Source organism: Kribbella sp. NPDC051586 (genome assembly GCF_044453965.1).
Lineage (GTDB): Bacteria > Actinomycetota > Actinomycetes > Propionibacteriales > Kribbellaceae > Kribbella.
The window spans coordinates 1,202,990-1,218,026 of sequence record NZ_JBITDF010000003.1; the positions used below are offsets into that span (position 1 = coordinate 1,202,990).

15 protein-coding genes are annotated in these 15,037 nt (G+C 69.7%); 10 read left to right on the forward strand and 5 right to left on the reverse strand.

Annotated elements, in window-relative coordinates; genetic code table 11:
- The first annotated feature begins 56 nt into the window (after positions 1 to 56).
- From lnt to ACIA58_RS24400, 3 genes are all read left to right on the forward strand, one after another.
- The gene (gene lnt / locus ACIA58_RS24390) at positions 57 to 1,628 is read left to right on the forward strand and encodes an apolipoprotein N-acyltransferase (protein WP_396406052.1); all 1,572 of its coding nucleotides are present in this window, start codon (positions 57 to 59) and stop codon (positions 1,626 to 1,628) included.
- 39 nt (positions 1,629 to 1,667) lie between these two features.
- Positions 1,668 to 2,147 carry an FxsA family protein gene (locus tag ACIA58_RS24395; protein WP_396406053.1) on the forward strand — a complete coding sequence of 160 codons (480 nt, stop codon included), beginning with the start codon at positions 1,668 to 1,670 and terminating at the stop codon, positions 2,145 to 2,147.
- 136 nt (positions 2,148 to 2,283) lie between these two features.
- Positions 2,284 to 4,512, forward strand: coding sequence for an FUSC family protein (locus ACIA58_RS24400; RefSeq protein ID WP_396406054.1), 2,229 nt, complete (start codon positions 2,284 to 2,286; stop codon positions 4,510 to 4,512).
- Here the strand turns inward: ACIA58_RS24400 and ACIA58_RS24405 are convergent.
- On the reverse strand, positions 4,502 to 5,137 hold the full coding sequence (locus tag ACIA58_RS24405; protein WP_396406055.1) for a TetR/AcrR family transcriptional regulator: 636 nt from the start codon (positions 5,135 to 5,137) through the stop codon (positions 4,502 to 4,504). The genes ACIA58_RS24400 and ACIA58_RS24405 overlap by 11 nt on opposite strands.
- Before the next feature lie 128 nt (positions 5,138 to 5,265).
- Between ACIA58_RS24405 and ACIA58_RS24410 the strand changes: the two genes are divergently transcribed.
- A complete protein-coding gene (locus tag ACIA58_RS24410) occupies positions 5,266 to 6,231 on the forward strand; it encodes an alpha/beta fold hydrolase (RefSeq protein ID WP_396406056.1) in 966 nt (321 codons plus the stop codon).
- Positions 6,232 to 6,277: 46 nt separating this feature from the next.
- Positions 6,278 to 7,099: a class I SAM-dependent methyltransferase gene (locus tag ACIA58_RS24415; RefSeq protein ID WP_396406057.1), complete on the forward strand. Its 822-nt coding sequence runs from the start codon at positions 6,278 to 6,280 to the stop codon at positions 7,097 to 7,099.
- 6 nt (positions 7,100 to 7,105) lie between these two features.
- On the opposite strand, the gene ACIA58_RS24420 is transcribed toward ACIA58_RS24415, so the two are convergent.
- The 3 genes from ACIA58_RS24420 to ACIA58_RS24430 form a co-directional block, all read right to left on the reverse strand.
- A complete protein-coding gene (locus ACIA58_RS24420; protein WP_396406058.1) occupies positions 7,106 to 8,254 on the reverse strand; it encodes a GDSL-type esterase/lipase family protein in 1,149 nt (382 codons plus the stop codon).
- Position 8,255: 1 nt separating this feature from the next.
- Positions 8,256 to 8,822, reverse strand: a complete 567-nt coding sequence (locus ACIA58_RS24425) for a TetR/AcrR family transcriptional regulator (protein ID WP_396406059.1) — start codon at positions 8,820 to 8,822, stop codon at positions 8,256 to 8,258.
- A gap of 92 nt (positions 8,823 to 8,914) precedes the next feature.
- On the reverse strand, positions 8,915 to 9,286 hold the full coding sequence (locus ACIA58_RS24430; protein WP_130448290.1) for an RNA polymerase-binding protein RbpA: 372 nt from the start codon (positions 9,284 to 9,286) through the stop codon (positions 8,915 to 8,917).
- A 256-nt stretch (positions 9,287 to 9,542) separates the two neighbouring features.
- Here ACIA58_RS24430 and ACIA58_RS24435 point away from each other — a divergent pair, with 256 nt between their 5' ends.
- The 4 genes from ACIA58_RS24435 to ACIA58_RS24450 are packed head-to-tail and all read left to right on the forward strand — an operon-like array spanning position 9,543 to position 13,418.
- Positions 9,543 to 10,931: an efflux RND transporter periplasmic adaptor subunit gene (locus ACIA58_RS24435; protein WP_396406060.1), complete on the forward strand. Its 1,389-nt coding sequence runs from the start codon at positions 9,543 to 9,545 to the stop codon at positions 10,929 to 10,931.
- The gene (locus tag ACIA58_RS24440; RefSeq protein ID WP_396406061.1) at positions 10,921 to 11,613 is read left to right on the forward strand and encodes an ABC transporter ATP-binding protein; all 693 of its coding nucleotides are present in this window, start codon (positions 10,921 to 10,923) and stop codon (positions 11,611 to 11,613) included. Before ACIA58_RS24435 ends, ACIA58_RS24440 begins: the two co-directional genes overlap by 11 nt.
- A complete protein-coding gene (locus ACIA58_RS24445; protein ID WP_396406062.1) occupies positions 11,613 to 12,845 on the forward strand; it encodes an ABC transporter permease in 1,233 nt (410 codons plus the stop codon). The genes ACIA58_RS24440 and ACIA58_RS24445 overlap by 1 nt, the downstream gene beginning before the upstream one ends.
- A gap of 9 nt (positions 12,846 to 12,854) precedes the next feature.
- Positions 12,855 to 13,418, forward strand: coding sequence for a hypothetical protein (locus ACIA58_RS24450; RefSeq protein ID WP_396406063.1), 564 nt, complete (start codon positions 12,855 to 12,857; stop codon positions 13,416 to 13,418).
- A gap of 132 nt (positions 13,419 to 13,550) precedes the next feature.
- Here ACIA58_RS24450 and ACIA58_RS24455 read toward each other — a convergent pair whose 3' ends face one another.
- Positions 13,551 to 14,309: a class I SAM-dependent methyltransferase gene (locus tag ACIA58_RS24455; RefSeq protein ID WP_396406064.1), complete on the reverse strand. Its 759-nt coding sequence runs from the start codon at positions 14,307 to 14,309 to the stop codon at positions 13,551 to 13,553.
- Positions 14,310 to 14,428: 119 nt separating this feature from the next.
- Here ACIA58_RS24455 and ACIA58_RS24460 point away from each other — a divergent pair, with 119 nt between their 5' ends.
- Positions 14,429 to 15,034, forward strand: coding sequence for a TetR/AcrR family transcriptional regulator (locus tag ACIA58_RS24460; RefSeq protein ID WP_396406065.1), 606 nt, complete (start codon positions 14,429 to 14,431; stop codon positions 15,032 to 15,034).
- Positions 15,035 to 15,037: the final 3 nt, after the last annotated feature.

Consider the following 15,037-nt stretch of genomic DNA (forward strand, 5'->3'; position numbering starts at 1 on the left):
CGTTGTACCGTCGTGCGACCGGCGTCTGCCGGTGAGTGAGGACAAGGGGTTACCGCATGGACCGGTTGAAGGCTCTGGGGCGGCTGCTGCCCCGGGTGGTGGTGGCCGTGGCCGCCGGTGCGCTGCTCGGGTTCGCGTTCGAGCCGCATGACCACCCCTGGCTGACGATCGTCGCCGTGCCGCTGCTGCTCGCCGCGCTGAACGGCATCTCGATGAAGGCCGGCTTCCTCGTCGGCGCCGGGTTCGGCATCACGTACTACGCGGTTCTGGTGCCGTGGCTGAGCGTGATCGGCGGCGACGCGGCGATCGCGCTCGCCGTACTCGAGGGCCTCTTCTATGCCGTCTTCGGGTTGTTCGCGACGCAGGTGCTGAAGCTGAAGTTGTGGATGGTGTGGATCCCGGCGCTGTGGGTGGCGACCGAGTTCGCGACCGCGTCCGTGCCGTTCGGCGGGTTTCCGTGGGGACGGCTCGCGTGGGCCTTCTCCGATGCGTCGCTGGGCAAGCTGGCGGCGTACGTCGGCATCCCGGGGCTGAGCTTCGTCGTCGCGTTCGTCGGCGTCCTCGTGTATGCCGTACTCCGCCGCGCCAGTGGACTGCGCCTGCGGGCCGTGGCGCTCGTCGCCGGACTGGCGATCGTGTTCGGGAGCGCGCTGATCCACCTGTCCATCCAGGGCGACGGGAAGACCGTGAAGGCCGCGATGGTGCAGGGCAACGTGCCGGGCAAGGGGCTGGAGTTCCTGGGGCGCGCCCGTACGGTCACCAAGAACCACATGAACGCCACGCTCGACCTCGAGAAGCGCGTCCAGGCCGGTACGGAGATGAAGCCGGACGTGGTCATCTGGCCGGAGAACTCGACCGACATCGACCCGTACAAGGACGACGAGACCCGGGCCGACATCGAGGACGCGGTCCGCGCGGTCGGCGTACCGATCTTGGTCGGCGCCGTCACCGAAGGCCCCGGTCCGAACGAGCGGCAGACGACCGGCATCGTCTGGGACCCGGTCACGGGCCCCGGCCAGCGGTACGCGAAGCGGCACCCGGTGCCGTTCGGTGAGTACATCCCCTTCCGCAACCAGCTGCTGCCGTACATCAAGCGGCTGGAGATGATCGGCGCGCAGACCGTGCCTGGCGTCGGTCCCGGCGTGATGCCGATCAACGGTGTCACGTACGGCGACGTGATCTGCTTCGAGCTCGCGTACGACAACGTGATCCAGGATGTGGTGAAGGGCGGCGCGCAGGTCCTGATCGTGCAGACCAACAACGCGACGTACGGCGGCACCGGTCAGCCCGAGCAGCAGTTCGCGATCACCCGGATGCGCGCGATCGAGACCGGCCGGACCGTGCTGATCGCCTCGACGAGCGGCATATCCGGCGTGATCCGCCCGGACGGGACGGTCGAGCACAAGTCGGGCCAGTTCGTGTCCGACGTGTACGTCGCGACCGTGCCGGTCCGCGACGGTCACACGCTGGCGACGACGCTGGGCAGCTGGCCGGAGTGGATCCTCACCGGCCTCGGACTGGTCGGCCTGGTCCTCGCCCTGATTGCCCGGCGCCGCCGGCGTGGTGACGACCCGGAACCCCCACCCGCCCCTGATTCCACCCGGACTCGCGAGAAGGTCCCGGCCTGACCTGTAACACTTGGGTGAATCACCGGAAGGGATACAGACATGCCGTGGTTCATCGCGCTGGCGCTGTTGGTGGTGCCGATCCTGGAGATCTACGTGATCATCCAGATCGGCCAGGTCATCGGCGGCTGGCCGACGGTCGCCCTGCTGCTGGTCGAGAGCGCCCTCGGAGCCTGGATCATCAAACGTGAGGGCCGGCGCGCCTGGACGGCCCTGCAGTCCGCCTTCCAGACCGGCAAGATGCCCGGCCGCGAACTCTCGGACGCAGCCCTCATCCTGGTCGGCGGCACGCTCCTCCTGACCCCCGGCTTCGTCACCGACATCTTCGGCTTCTTCTTCGTGCTCCCCTTCACCCGGCCACTCGCCCGCCGCGCCATGTCCTCCTTCTTCAACCGCCGCATCACCACCCAACTCGGCAGTTCGGGCCTGGGCGGCTTCATCCCCGGCGCCGGTCCCACCCCACCCCGCCCGCCGTCCGACGACGTGATCCAGGGCGAGGTCATCGACCCCGACAAGAAGTAAACCCCCGCGTAAGAACCCCGCCCACTACGCAGCCGCTCCCTTCGTCGCTCCGCTCCTCAGCGCACCTGCTCCGCGCGCGGGACTGTTCCTGCGGCGGTTGTTATGTGGCGAGGGTTTGGTGGGGGAGACTGGGGCGGTGATCAGGGGCTGGCGGCGGCTGGTGGGGTGGTTGCGCGGGCGGGACGGCGGGTTGGCGGCTACTCGGCGGGCGGCGCGTACGGCGGTGGTGATGCCTGTTCTGTTCGCGTTGTGTGCCGAGGTACTGCGGGCGCCGGTGGTGGCGACGTTTGCGGCGTTCGGGGCGTTTGCGATGTTGTTGCTGGTCGACTTCACTGGGAGCACTGTCCAGCGGCTGCGGGCGCAGGTTCAGCTCGCCTTCGCGTGGTTGGTGCTCGTTTCGCTGGGCACGCTCGCGGGGCAGGCCACCTGGAGCGCGATCGTCGGCACGGTCGTCGTGGGGTTCGCCGTACTGTTCGTGGGCGTCGTCAGCTCGGTGCTCGCCGGCGCCAGTACCTCGATGCTGCTGGCATTCATCCTCTCGGTCGCCACACCCACACCGCTGTCGATGCTCCCGGACCGGCTGGCCGGCGTTGCGATCGCGGGCGTGGCAGCCGTCTTCGCTGTCTGGCTGCTGTGGCCCAGAGTCGCGGTCGACCCGCTCGGCGCACCGGCGGCACGAGTGTGCCGGGCCGCCGCGATGCAGCTTCGCGCGGAGGCGAGCGAGACCCTCGAGGTCTGCACGCGACGTACCGAGGAGACGTCGAGCGCCATCCAGGAGTTGCGGCGCACCTTCACCGCGACCCCGTACCGGCCGACCGGGCTGTCCACCGGCTCCAGGTCTCTGGTCCGCCTCGTCGACGAGCTCACCTGGCTGAGCACGATGCTCGACGAGTCCGGCCCGGCGGCTGCCCATGGGACGGCGAGCGACCCGGACTCCTCCGCAGTGCACTTCGCGGCCGCGGACGTACTGGAGCTCAGCGCCGAATTGCTGGAGGACCCCAGGCGAACCCCGGACAAACTCGCTGCGGCCGCGGAGGTCCTGAGGGATGCCGTCACCGCACTGGAAAAGGGCGCAGTAGCGAGGTTGCCAGTCGACGGAATGGCGGAGTTCCTCGGCGTCCTCAACGTGTCCTTCCGCTCGCAGGAGGTCGCGTTCGCGGCGATGCTGATCGCGCAGAACGTCGAGACCGCCCGCGTCGCGGACCAGCGCGGCTGGACCGACCGCCTGCTGGGTCGCGAGCCGACTTCGCTGACGGCGCCCCTCGCCAGCGCTGCCGAGCGCGCCGCCGCCCATCTCGAGCCGCACTCGGTCTGGCTGCACAACAGCATCCGCGGCGCGGCCGGGCTTGCGATCGCCGTCACGGTCGCCAACGTGACCGGCGTACAGCACGGCTTCTGGGTCATCCTCGGAGCGCTGTCGGTACTTCGTTCGAACGCGCTCAACACCGGCCAGAACGCGTACCGGGCGGTCGGCGGCACCGTCGTCGGCTCGGTCCTCGGAGCGGGCGTCCTCGCACTGATCGGCGAGAACAGGCCGGCCCTGTGGATCCTCCTGCCGCTCGCGGTGCTGTTCGCCGGCATCGTCCCGGCCGCGGTCTCGTTCGCGGCCGGGCAGGCTGCGTTCACGGTCACGCTGGTGATCCTGTTCAACATCGCGCAGCCGGAGGGCTGGTCGCTGATCCTGTTCCGGATCGAGGACATCGCCCTCGGCTGCGCGGTCAGCGTGCTCGTCGGCCTGCTGTTCTGGCCGCGAGGGGCATCCGCGGCAGTCGGCAAAGCGCTGGCCGAGGCGTACGTCGACAGCGTGAACTACCTCGTCGGCGCTGTCGGCTACGCCATCTCCTGCTGCGTACCCGGCGCGCGCCCCAGCACGCCCCAGGACAGCCGCCGAGCCGCGGCTGCAGCCCGTCGACTCGACGACGCCTTCCGCACCTACCTCGCCGAACGCGGACCCAAGCCGATCCCGTTGAGCGAGATGACGGCACTCGTCACCGGCGTCGTCGCGGTCCGGTTGGCCGCGGACGCCGTACTCGAGCTGTGGGAGCGGTACGCCGACGGCCAGCCTCCGTCGGACGACCGCGCCGCCGCTCAGTCCGCCCTGCTCACCTTGGCGGACCGGCTGCTCGACTGGTACTCCACCCTGGCCGCGGCGCTGGAAACTCAAGGCGGGATTCCCGAGCCGTTGGCGCGCGACCACGAGACCAAGAGCCGCCTGATCGAGGCAGTACGCCGCGACCTGTACGACGCCGACGGTCGCGCAACGCCGACCGCCATCCGCATCCTCTGGACCAGCGACCACCTCGAGGTGGTACGCCGCCTGCAGCCCGGCCTGGCCCGCGCAGCCGGCGAAACAACTACCGCGTGAGGCCGTCGCCGATGAACGCGAGGGTCTGAGCTTCGACCTTGCGGATCACCGACTCGGGGAGGTCGCGAAGAGGCCCCTGCGTCGTCAGCGCGGCCGCGCCGTGGACGGTCGACCAGATCGGGTACTCGATCCCCTCCCGGCGTTCGGGAGCGAGCACGCCTGCCTCCACCAACTCGTCCAAAGCAGCCCGCAGCAGCCCCAGCGGCGTCCGCTCGGTGTCGCCGTACGCGTGCTGCTCCGGCAGGGCAAACGCGGCTGCGAAGAGCCCGGGCTCCTCGTGAGCAAAGCGCAGGTACGCCGTCCCGATCGCGCCCAGCCGGCGCTGAGCGGCGGTCGGGTTGCCGCGCCTCCCGCGCACGCGCGCGATCTCCGCGGTCATCCGGTCGGCCAGCTCGAGCATGGCCGCGGTACAGACCTCGGCGAGCAACTCGTCGCGGTCCGCGAAGTGCCGGTAGGCGGCGTTCGGTACGACGCCGACCGCGCGGGTCGCCTCGCGCAGTACGACCGCGTCAGGACCGCCGGCGCGGGCGAGTTCGACCCCGGCCGCGACCAGGCCGGCGCGGACGTCGCCGCGGGGGCGCCGTCGTCGTGGCGGGGCAGCTGGTGCTGGATCGGCCGTGTTCACCCGATCAGGATAGCAATGTGGACACTGTCCACTAAACGTGTAATGTGGACAGCGTCCACTAAATCGGGAGGCATCCAATGGATGGCAAGGCGGCAACACGGCAAGTGCGGGGCACGGACAGACCGTGGGTGACGGCGGACGACTGGTTCGGTGGCGGTGAGCGCCGCTGGTACGACGCGGCGTCCGCTCGTCTGCTGACCGATGCGGAGGGGGAGGGGAGGAACGACCTGGTGAAGGTCTTCGGCCGGATTGCCGGCGAGGCGGGTCCGGACGCGGTGTGGCTGACGATGCTGCCCGGATTCCCCGAGGGCTCGTACGGCTGGGCGCAGGTCGATCAGCTGCTGCCGGCCGGCCTCGGTCCACGGCTGTACGTCGAGCCTGTGGGGCAAGGGGACTCGGACAAGCCGAAGGGGTACGCGTACTCGACCGTGGAGCGTGCCGATCTGATCGGAGCGTGGTGGCGTGACCTTGGGGTACGTCGTACCGTCGTGGTCACGTTCGACTACACGTCGCTGGCGCTGCTCGAGCTGCTGCGCCGGCAACTGGAACGGCAGGACGGCCCCGTGATCACTGCGGCGTTCATGATCAACGGCGGCCTGTACGGCGACGGGCACACGCATCCGTGGCGAGGTACGCCGCTGCTGAGGTCGCCGATCGGGGCGCTGGTGGCGAAGGGCTCGCAGGGGTCGCCGATCGTGTTCGGCAAGGGGTTCAAGCAGGCGCAGATGTTCTCGCGCGGTTACGAGCCGACGGAGGCCGAGCTGGCCGAGACCTGGTCGGCCCTCGCACGCCGAGATGGCGCGAGGTTCCTGCACGAGGGAGCGGGATTCGTGAAGGAGCACCGCCGCAACGCCGGCCGCTGGGATCTCGCGGCGATCGCGCGTGAGCTGAAGGGCTCGGTCGCCATCACCGTGGGCGGCAGCACCGAGGACCCGTACGAGCACCGCCAGGTCACCGCAACCCGTGAGCGGGTCCCCGAGGCCGACATCGTCATGTTCCCGGGCGGCCATCTCACCACCAGCGAGCAGCCAACCCTCCTCGCCGACGCCATCGGTCGCGTCGCCCGCCACCACGGCGTCGAGGAGATGCCCTGACATGCGGAGCTGGGTTTCCGGAGAGATCCCTCAGGAAGGTACTGGTATGAACGACTCAACCGTTCCGGCGCAGTATGTGACCGGCCGGGTGCGGGAGGGCATCGAGCAGGCGCTTGTTGCTGGGGGCAAGGATCTGGACGGCCTGAAGCCGGTGGATCTGGCGATGGTCGAGGACTACCACACCGGTGGGCGGCCGGCGACGGTGCAACTGGTGGATCTGCTCGGGTTGTCGCCCGAGAGCGAGGTGCTCGACGACGGTGCGGGGATCGGCGGTACGGCGCGGTACCTGGCGGACCGATTCGGGTGCTCGGTGACCGCCGTGGATTTGTCCAACGAGTACTGCGAGACCGCTCACTGGCTCGACCAGTTGGTCGGTCTCGACGGCAAGATCGTCGTACGGCAGGGCGACGTGACCTCGCTGCCGCTGGACGACGCGTCGGTCGATGTCGTGTTCAGCCAGCACGTACAGATGAACGTGGCGCGCAAGGACCGGCTCTACCAGGAGGCCCGGCGGGTACTGCGGGACGGCGGCCGACTAGCCGTCTGGGACATCACGTCCGGCGACGGGCGGGAGCCTGACTACCCGGTGCCCTGGTCGGACGGTCCTGAGCACAGCTGTCTTGTCCCGTCGAGCATTCTGCGTACCGAGATCGAGGCCGCTGGCTTCATCGTTGAGCACTGGGCAGATCTCACCGATCAAGTCGGCCCCATGATGCGGACGATCATGTCTCAACCACCGAGCCCGCTCGGACTGCACGCCTTCGTCCCGACGTTCCGCGAGCGGATGAAGCACTTGACCGACGCACTGACCGACGGTCGGGTCCGAGCCATCCAGGCGGTCGCCCGGGCGGGTACGACGGCGCCGTGAGCGGATTCAGCCGCTGAAGGCGCCTTTGAAGGCGTGTTCGGTGAACCGCGCTGCCATCAGCTCGTGGGTCTCGGCGCCGGGGTGAAGGTCGTCGAGAAGCGGATGGGCCGCGTTGTCGGCGTCGCCGTACAGCTCGCGACCGTCCAGGTAGTGGAGGTTCGGGTCGGACGCTGCGCGCTGGGCGGTGATGCGGGCGAGTTCGGCGCGGATGACGGAGAGGGTGAGTTTGCCGCCGAGGACCTCGTCGGGGTCGCCGGTGGCTACGAAGCGCAGCTCGCCGGCGGCCAGGGCCGACAGGTCCCAGCCGGTCGGGCCGGGTGTGGTCTCGTGGATCGGGCAGAGGATCGACGAGACGACCAGGAGCGGCGTGTCGGGGTGGCCGTCGCGGATGGTGTCGAGGAAGCCGTGGACGGCGGGCGTGAAGGAGCGGAGGCGGAGGCTGTCCGAGTTCACGATGTTGATGCCGAGCTTGACGCTGATCAGGTCGGCGGGCGTGTCGCGGATCGTCCGCGCGATGAACGGCTGGAGGAACGCGCTGCCGCCGAAGCCCAGGTTGAGGAGCTCCACCCCGGCCTGGGCCGCGGCGAGCGCCGGCCAGGTGCCGGTCGGATGGGCCGCGTTCGAGCCGTGGCTGATCGAGCTGCCGTGGTGCAGCCAGACCCGGCGCGAGGTCGGAACCGGCTCGATCGGCGCATCGGTGCGCAGGGCAACGAGTTCGGTGGTCTCGTCGTGCGGCAGCCAGATCTCGACAGTCTTGGCCGCTGCGGACAGTCCCGTGACGTGCAGGGTCTGCGGCTCGCCCTGGCGGGTCTCGGAGGCGCCCGTCATCAGGTCGATGGTGATCACGTCGCCGCCGGTCGCGGTGAGCTGGGTGAAGAGCTGGCCGTCGACGAGTACGTCGTACACGCCGTCCGGACGCGGGGGAGCGCCGGTGTAGTCGCGCTTGGTCGGCAGCGTGTCCAGCTCGACGACCGTCGCCGACGTGCGGAACACGAGCCGTACGCCGGAGGGCTGTGAGTCGACCATCGCCATCTGGGCGTCGTCGTACTGCGTCCGTGCCCAGGCGGGCAGGCGGTGTGGCAGAACGCCACGCTCCGTCGGCTCGAGATCGAGCGCGCCGCGGAGCAGGTCGATGGTGATGGGGGTGGTGATCATGTCAGCTCCAGCTGCGGAGGAGGGCGTCGAGGGCGTCGATGATGCGCGGCCAGCTGTCGTCGGAGCTCGGCTCGGTGAAAGCGAAGGAACCGGCTGACTCCAGGGCGATGTAGCCGTGGATGGTGCTGCCCAGCAGACGCACTGCGTCTGTCTGGGCGGGTTCGTCGAGGTCGTATCCGCGGAGGACGGCCCGGACGAGTTCCGAATGCCGTCGTCCACTGTCGACATGTTCAGGAGCCGGGCCATCGGGCACGAAGCGGGTCGCGGTGTAGCGGCCCGGATGTTTGCGGGCGTAGTCGCGGTAGACGTCGGCCAGGGCGGACAGCGCGTCGCGACCGGCTCGGCCCGCCACGGCGGCGGCGGCTTGGTCGGCCAGTTCGGTGAGGGCGACCGTGGCGATGCGTGCCTTGAGGTCGGCGGAGCTGCGGACGTGCGAGTAGAGGCTGGCGACCTGTACGCCGAACTGCCGCGCGAGAGCGGACACGGTGACCTGGTCGAAGCCGGCCTCGTCGGCCAGCTCGGCGCCCGCCTGTGCCAGCCGTGCGCCGGTCAACCCCGCTCTTGCCATAACTCATTATGGATTTACCTAAAGCCATTAGGCAAATCGGGCCACGAAGAAGCCCTCACCGCGCCGTTGCGATGAGGGCTTCCCCAAAGGGGTTAGGCCGTGCGCTTGGTCCGGTGCAGGTGCGCCGGGCCGATCTCGCCCTTGCGGAGCAACTCGACCCGCTCGGCCAGCAGCTCCTCAAGCTCCGAGATGCTCCGGCGCTCACGCAGCATGTCCCAGTGCGTACGGGCCGGCTTCTCCTGCTTCGGCTCCGGCTTCTCACCGGTGGACCGGGCGGCCTCGCTGCCGCAGTGCGGGCACTCCCAGACCGCGGGCACCTCGGCGTCGTGCGCCATGGTGACCTCGACCACGTGGCCGCGGGGGCAGTCGTACGTGATCATCTGGCGGGGAGCGAACTCAACACCACGGTCATCCTCGAAGCTGACCCCACCCAGCCCCGAACCACGCAGTACGCGATTAGACATGTCAAACCTCCGAGATCGTCATCCGTGCCAACGGTCGGCCGGCCCGGATCATTCCCATTTTGGCATGTCCGAGCCGTATGTACGCACCTGACGGCCCGTGATCCCGCCGTCGTGACCGGCTGTCGTCGGGTGTTCACAGATCACGGTGTGTCCTGCACCGCCCGACATACGACGCACCAAATCGATACCTGGTTCACAGGCTGTTGCCAGGAATCGAGGATCTCCTCCTCAGCATCCGTCCTTAACGTCTGCATCCATGGTGCTACCCCGCCACAAGCTCCGTGGCCTCAGTTTCGTGAACGTGGCGCTGGTCGCCATCGTGCTCGTCATCGCCATCACCGCCTACTTCCTGTTCTTCAAGAAGGATCCGCCGGCCGCCAGCGCGACCCGGCCGACAGTGGCGGTCCAGCGCGGTGAGGTGACCGCGAGCGTCAGCTCCAGTGGCACCCTGCAGAGCTCGCAGACCGCCTCACCGCAGTTCGAGACCTCCGGCACGGTCACCCAGGTCCTGGTGAAGGTCGGCCAGGTGGTGGCCAAGGGCGCGGCGATCGCGAAGATCGACCCGTCGGACGCCAACCGTCAGCTCGTCATCGCCGAGCAGAACCAGATCGCCTCCGAGAACTCGGTGAGCGCGGCCGACGAGACGCTGAGCGACGCCGAGGACGCTCTCGAGGCGGCCGAGGAGGCCTCCGCCTCGCCGTCGCCGACGCCGACCGCGACGAACGGTCAACAGCAACAGCAGCAGACCCAGTCTCAATCTCAAGGACAGGGTCAGAGTCCACAAGTTGCCGTCAGCAACGCCGAGGCGAGCCTGGCGAAGGCCAAGGCGGACAAGGAACAGGCCGACCAGAACGTCGAGGCGGCCCAGGCCGCGGTCGACGCGACCACCTTGAAGGCGCCGATCGCCGGCACCATCACGGCCATCAACGGCGCGGTCGGCTCGGTGGCCGGCGGGTCCAGCTCGGGTTCAGGCAGTGGCTCGGGCAGCAGCGGCGGTCAAGGCTCAACCTCAGGTCAAGGGTCAGCCTCAACCTCGAGTACGTCGTCCACCTCGGGCACCGGCTTCGTCGACATGGCGGACCTCAAGTCGCTGCAGGTGGTGGCCGCGTTCGCCGAGGCGGACGCGATCAAGGTCAAGGCCGGCCAGTCCGCGACCGTGACCCTGAACGCGGAGCCCGGTACGACGCTGACTGCCTCGCTGGCGTCCGTCTCGCCGGTGCCGACCACGACCAACGGCGTCGTCTCGTACTCCGCGACCTTCAGCCTCGCCAAGCTCCCCGCCAACGCCCGGATGGGCCAGACCGCGAACGTCACGGTCCAGACCGCGAAGGCGGCCAACGCCCTCTACGTCCCGAGCACGGCGATCGCGACGAGCGGTACGACGTACACCGTCACGATGGCCGACGGCAGCGGGACGCGGGAGGTGAAGATCGGCGTCCGCGGCGACAGCTTCACCCAGATCACCTCCGGCCTGAACGAAGGCGACCAGATCGACCTGCTGCAGGGCGCTGTCGGCAGCACCACCACCCAGAACGGTGGCCAGGGCAGGCAGGGCCAGGGCGGTACCGGGCAGTTCCCGGCCGGCTTCGGCGGCGGTGGCGCGGGTGCCGGCGGTGCCGGTGGTGGTGGCTTCCGTGGCCGCTGACGCCCTGATCGACATCCGGGACGTCACCAAGACGTACGGCCACGGCGAGACCGCGGTGCACGCCCTCCAGGGTGTGTCGCTGCGGGTCGACGCCGGGGAGTACGTCGCGGTGATGGGCTCGTCCGGATCCGGCAAGTCGACGTTGATGAACATCCTGGGCTGCCTCGACGTACCGTCGCGCGGCGAGTACTGGCTGGACGGCAGCAACGTGGCCAGGCTGAGCGAGGACCAGCAGGCGCTCGTCCGCGGCCGCAAGATCGGGTTCATCTTCCAGTCGTTCAACCTGATCCCGCGGACCACGGCGCTGGCGAACGTCGAGTTGCCCCTGACCTACGCCCACCTGCGCCGCGCCGAACGCCGCAAGCGGGCCAACCGAGCCCTGGAACTCGTGGGCCTCGCCGACCGCACCGGCCACCGGCCGAACCAACTGTCCGGCGGTCAGCAGCAGCGGGTCGCGATCGCCCGGGCCCTGGCGACGGGTCCGCGGATCCTGCTCGCCGACGAGCCGACCGGCAACCTGGACGCGCACTCGACCGAAGAGGTGCTGGGCATGTTCCACGGTCTGCACGCCGAGGGCCGGACGATCGTCGTGATCACCCACGAGCACGAGGTCGCCGCCCGCGCCCGGCGGCTCGTGCAGGTCGCCGACGGCCGGATCATCTCCGACGAGGTGACCCGCTGATGTCACCACGCGACCTGATGGGGGCCGCCCTGCGCGGCCTCACGGCGAACAAACTCAGATCCCTGCTCACCGTCCTCGGCGTCTCGATCGGCGTCGGCGCGGTCATCGTCCTGGTTGCGGTCGGCAACGGCTCCGGCAAGGCCGTGCAGGCCCGGCTGGAGGCGATGGGAACCAACCTGCTGACCGTCTCCACGACGGGAGCCGGCGGCGGGTTCCAGCGCGGCCAGGCCGGTCCGGCCGCCCAGCAGTACAGCCTGACCCTCGACGATGCGAGCGCGTTGGCCGACGCACGGCTCGCGCCCGACGTCTCCGCGGTCGCCCCGGTGATGACGAGCAGCGGTGCGACGGCGACGAACGGCGACACCAGCTACACGGTGAGCCAAGTCATCGGTACGACGCCGGAGTACATGCCGGCGACCAACACCCCGGTCGGGATCGGAGCGTCGTTCACCAAGGAGGACGTCGACACGTCGCAGCGGGTCATCCTGCTCGGCCAGACGACCGCGACCGAGCTGTTCACCAGGCCCGCGAGCGCGGTCGGCCAGACCATCAAGCTCGGCGCCGTGGACTTCGTCGTCCGCGGGGTGCTCGCGAGCAAGGACAGCACCGGCTTCAACGACCCGAACGCGACCGCCATCATGCCGATCAGCACGCTGCGCGCGACCCAGGCCGGGTACGGCGCGCTCAGCCAGATCGTCGTACAGGCCAAGGCCACGGACCGGGTCGACACCGCGCAGGCCGAGGTCACGCAGTTGCTGACGGCCCGGCATCAGGTGCCGGCCGACCAGACGTCGCCGTTCCGGATCACCAACTCGGCGCAGATCCTGCAGACCAGCCAGGACACCGCCGCGACCTTCACCGCACTGCTGGCGACCGTCGCGGCGATCAGCCTGGTCGTCGGCGGAATCGGCGTGACCAACATCATGCTGGTGACGGTCACTGAGCGGACCCGCGAGATCGGTATCCGCAAGGCGCTGGGGGCCAGGCGGCGGACGATCCTCGGGCAGTTCCTGATCGAGGCGACGCTGCTCAGTCTGCTAGGCGGCGCCGTCGGCGTCGGTGTCGCGTTGATCCTCACCCGCTTCCAGCTGGCCGGTGTGCAGCCGGCACTGGTGCCGTCGTCGATCGGACTCGCGCTCGGCGTGTCCGCGGCGGTCGGCCTGTTCTTCGGCAGCATGCCGGCGCACCGAGCCGCCGGACTCCGTCCCATCGACGCACTACGACATGAATGAGGATCGTCCATGAGTAACCAGACGCCCGACGAGTTCGCCCAGATCGGGTCCGACGAGGAGGTCGACGCGGCGCTCAAGCCGAAGAAGACTCTGAACCTGCCGCTGGCGACGGCGGTCCTGGCCGGCATCGTCGTCCTCGCGGTCGGGCTCGCGGGTGGGGCCGGGCTGCACGCGGCGTTCGCGTCGGACAGCTCGTCGAAGCAGCCGCAGGCCGGGCGCGGCGCCGGTGGGTACGGCGGCTTCCGCGGGCAGAACGGCGGGGGAGCGACCGGTCAGAACGGGCAGGGTCAGCGGCAGTTCCCGGGTGGCGGCGGCACCGTCGGCACGGTCGTCTCGGCGAACAGCTCCGAGCTGGTCGTGAAGACGCAGACCGGCAACGTCACGGTGAAGCTCAACGGCGACACGACGTACGAGATCAGCAAGACCGGGACCGCTGCCGACCTCAAGGCCGGCGAGCAGGTCGTGGTCACCGGCCAGAGCGCGAACGGAACCATCACCGCGAACAGCGTCCGCCAGGGCTCCTTCGGTGGCTTCGGCGGCCGCAACCCGAGCGCGACCCCGTCATCGCGCTGAGGATCTCCAGGCCATCACAATCGCGGCCGCGACCCGAGCTCGAGCGCCGCGGCGGCGGACGCGGCGCATTGTGATGGCCTGGAGATCCGCCATCGACCGTGCGCCCGGCCAGCACCCAGGCCGGGGCGTACGTCAGTTTCGGGTGGCGGTGAGGGCGACGGCGGTGGAGTCGAGCGTGAAGCTGCCGCCCGCGGCGTCGATGGCGGCTCCGGTCCGGTCGAGCATCTCGTCGAGCTTGCCCGCGTCGGCGAGGGATTTGGCGATTCCGCTCGTACGAAGCTGGTCGAGCCACTCGTCGCGGGTGTAGGTGCGGCTCCATGGATACGTCGGCCGCTCGAGGTCGGTGAAGGCGCCGGTCGCGGTCAGGCTGTCGGCGGCCCGGTCGAGGAAATGCTCGTAGGCGCCAAGCGGCGAGGCGGCGACCCGGGAATTGACCGGACTGTCGGGAAGCACATCGCGGTGGACTGCGGCGAAGGCGGCGCCCAGGCCGGTCGGCGGCTGGAGCACGTACCAGAAGACGGCGAACCGGCCGCCCGGCTTGAGAACCTCGGCGGCCTTCGCGGCACCCGCACTTGGTTCGATCCAATGCCAGGTCATACCGGCGACGAGCGCGTCGAACGTGCGTCCGGCTGGGTCCCAGGTCTCGAAGGACGACACCTCGACCTCGACTCCGGTACTGCGAGCGAACGCGGCCATCCGCTCGTCCACCTCGACGCCGAGCACCTGGCAACCGGCAGCCTGGAACTGCCGCGCGGCGATCCCCGTCCCGCACCCGACGTCGAGCAGCGCGGGGCCGGACGAGGAAGCAACAACCGCCTCGATCAGAGCGTCGGAGTAGCGAGGCCGGGCTCGGTCGTACAGCCCCGGATCGGCCCCGAACGACTCAGCCATCTCCCGGAGCCGATGCGGATCGCGCCTGTCGGGCCCGACGGCTGCCGCAGGCGGCTCCGCTGACTGCTCCCGCGGCGGTTCTGACGGTAGAGTGGGCATGCGCCCACGATAGTGGGCGCATGCCCACTACTGTCAAGGGAGACGAGTTGCCGACGGGTGTGGCGATGCGGGACGCGCGGGAGCAGCTGTTCGACGCGGCCGAGCGGGTGTTGTTGCGGGACGGGCCGGAGGCGTTGACCAGCCGCGCGGTGACGACCGAAGCCGAGTGCGCGAAGGGAGTGCTGCACAAGCACTTCACCGATTTCGACGGCTTCCTCGCGGAGCTCGTACTGGATCGGATCCGGCGCCTCGACGACCAGGCGCAGGTACTGCGGAACGCCGTCGGCCAGGGCACCGTCGTCGACAACCTCACGGCCGTGCTGACCAACCTGTTCGGCTCGGTCGCGGTCGCGATCGTCAGCCTGACGATCTCGCGCGACGGTCTGCGGGCCCGCCTGCGGGAAGCCGTGCCGACCGGCGTACCGATCCTGACCGAGGCCGGCCACCTCATCCTGGACTACCTCACCGCGGAGCAGCAGGGCGGCCGGATCCCCGCCGACGTCGACCTGGACTCCCTCGGGCTCACCCTGATCGGCTCCACCCACCTGCTCTTCGCCGACCGCACCGGCGTCCGCCCGACCACCGACCAGGTGCGAGCCTTTGTCGCCTCGGTCGTACCCGGCTAGATG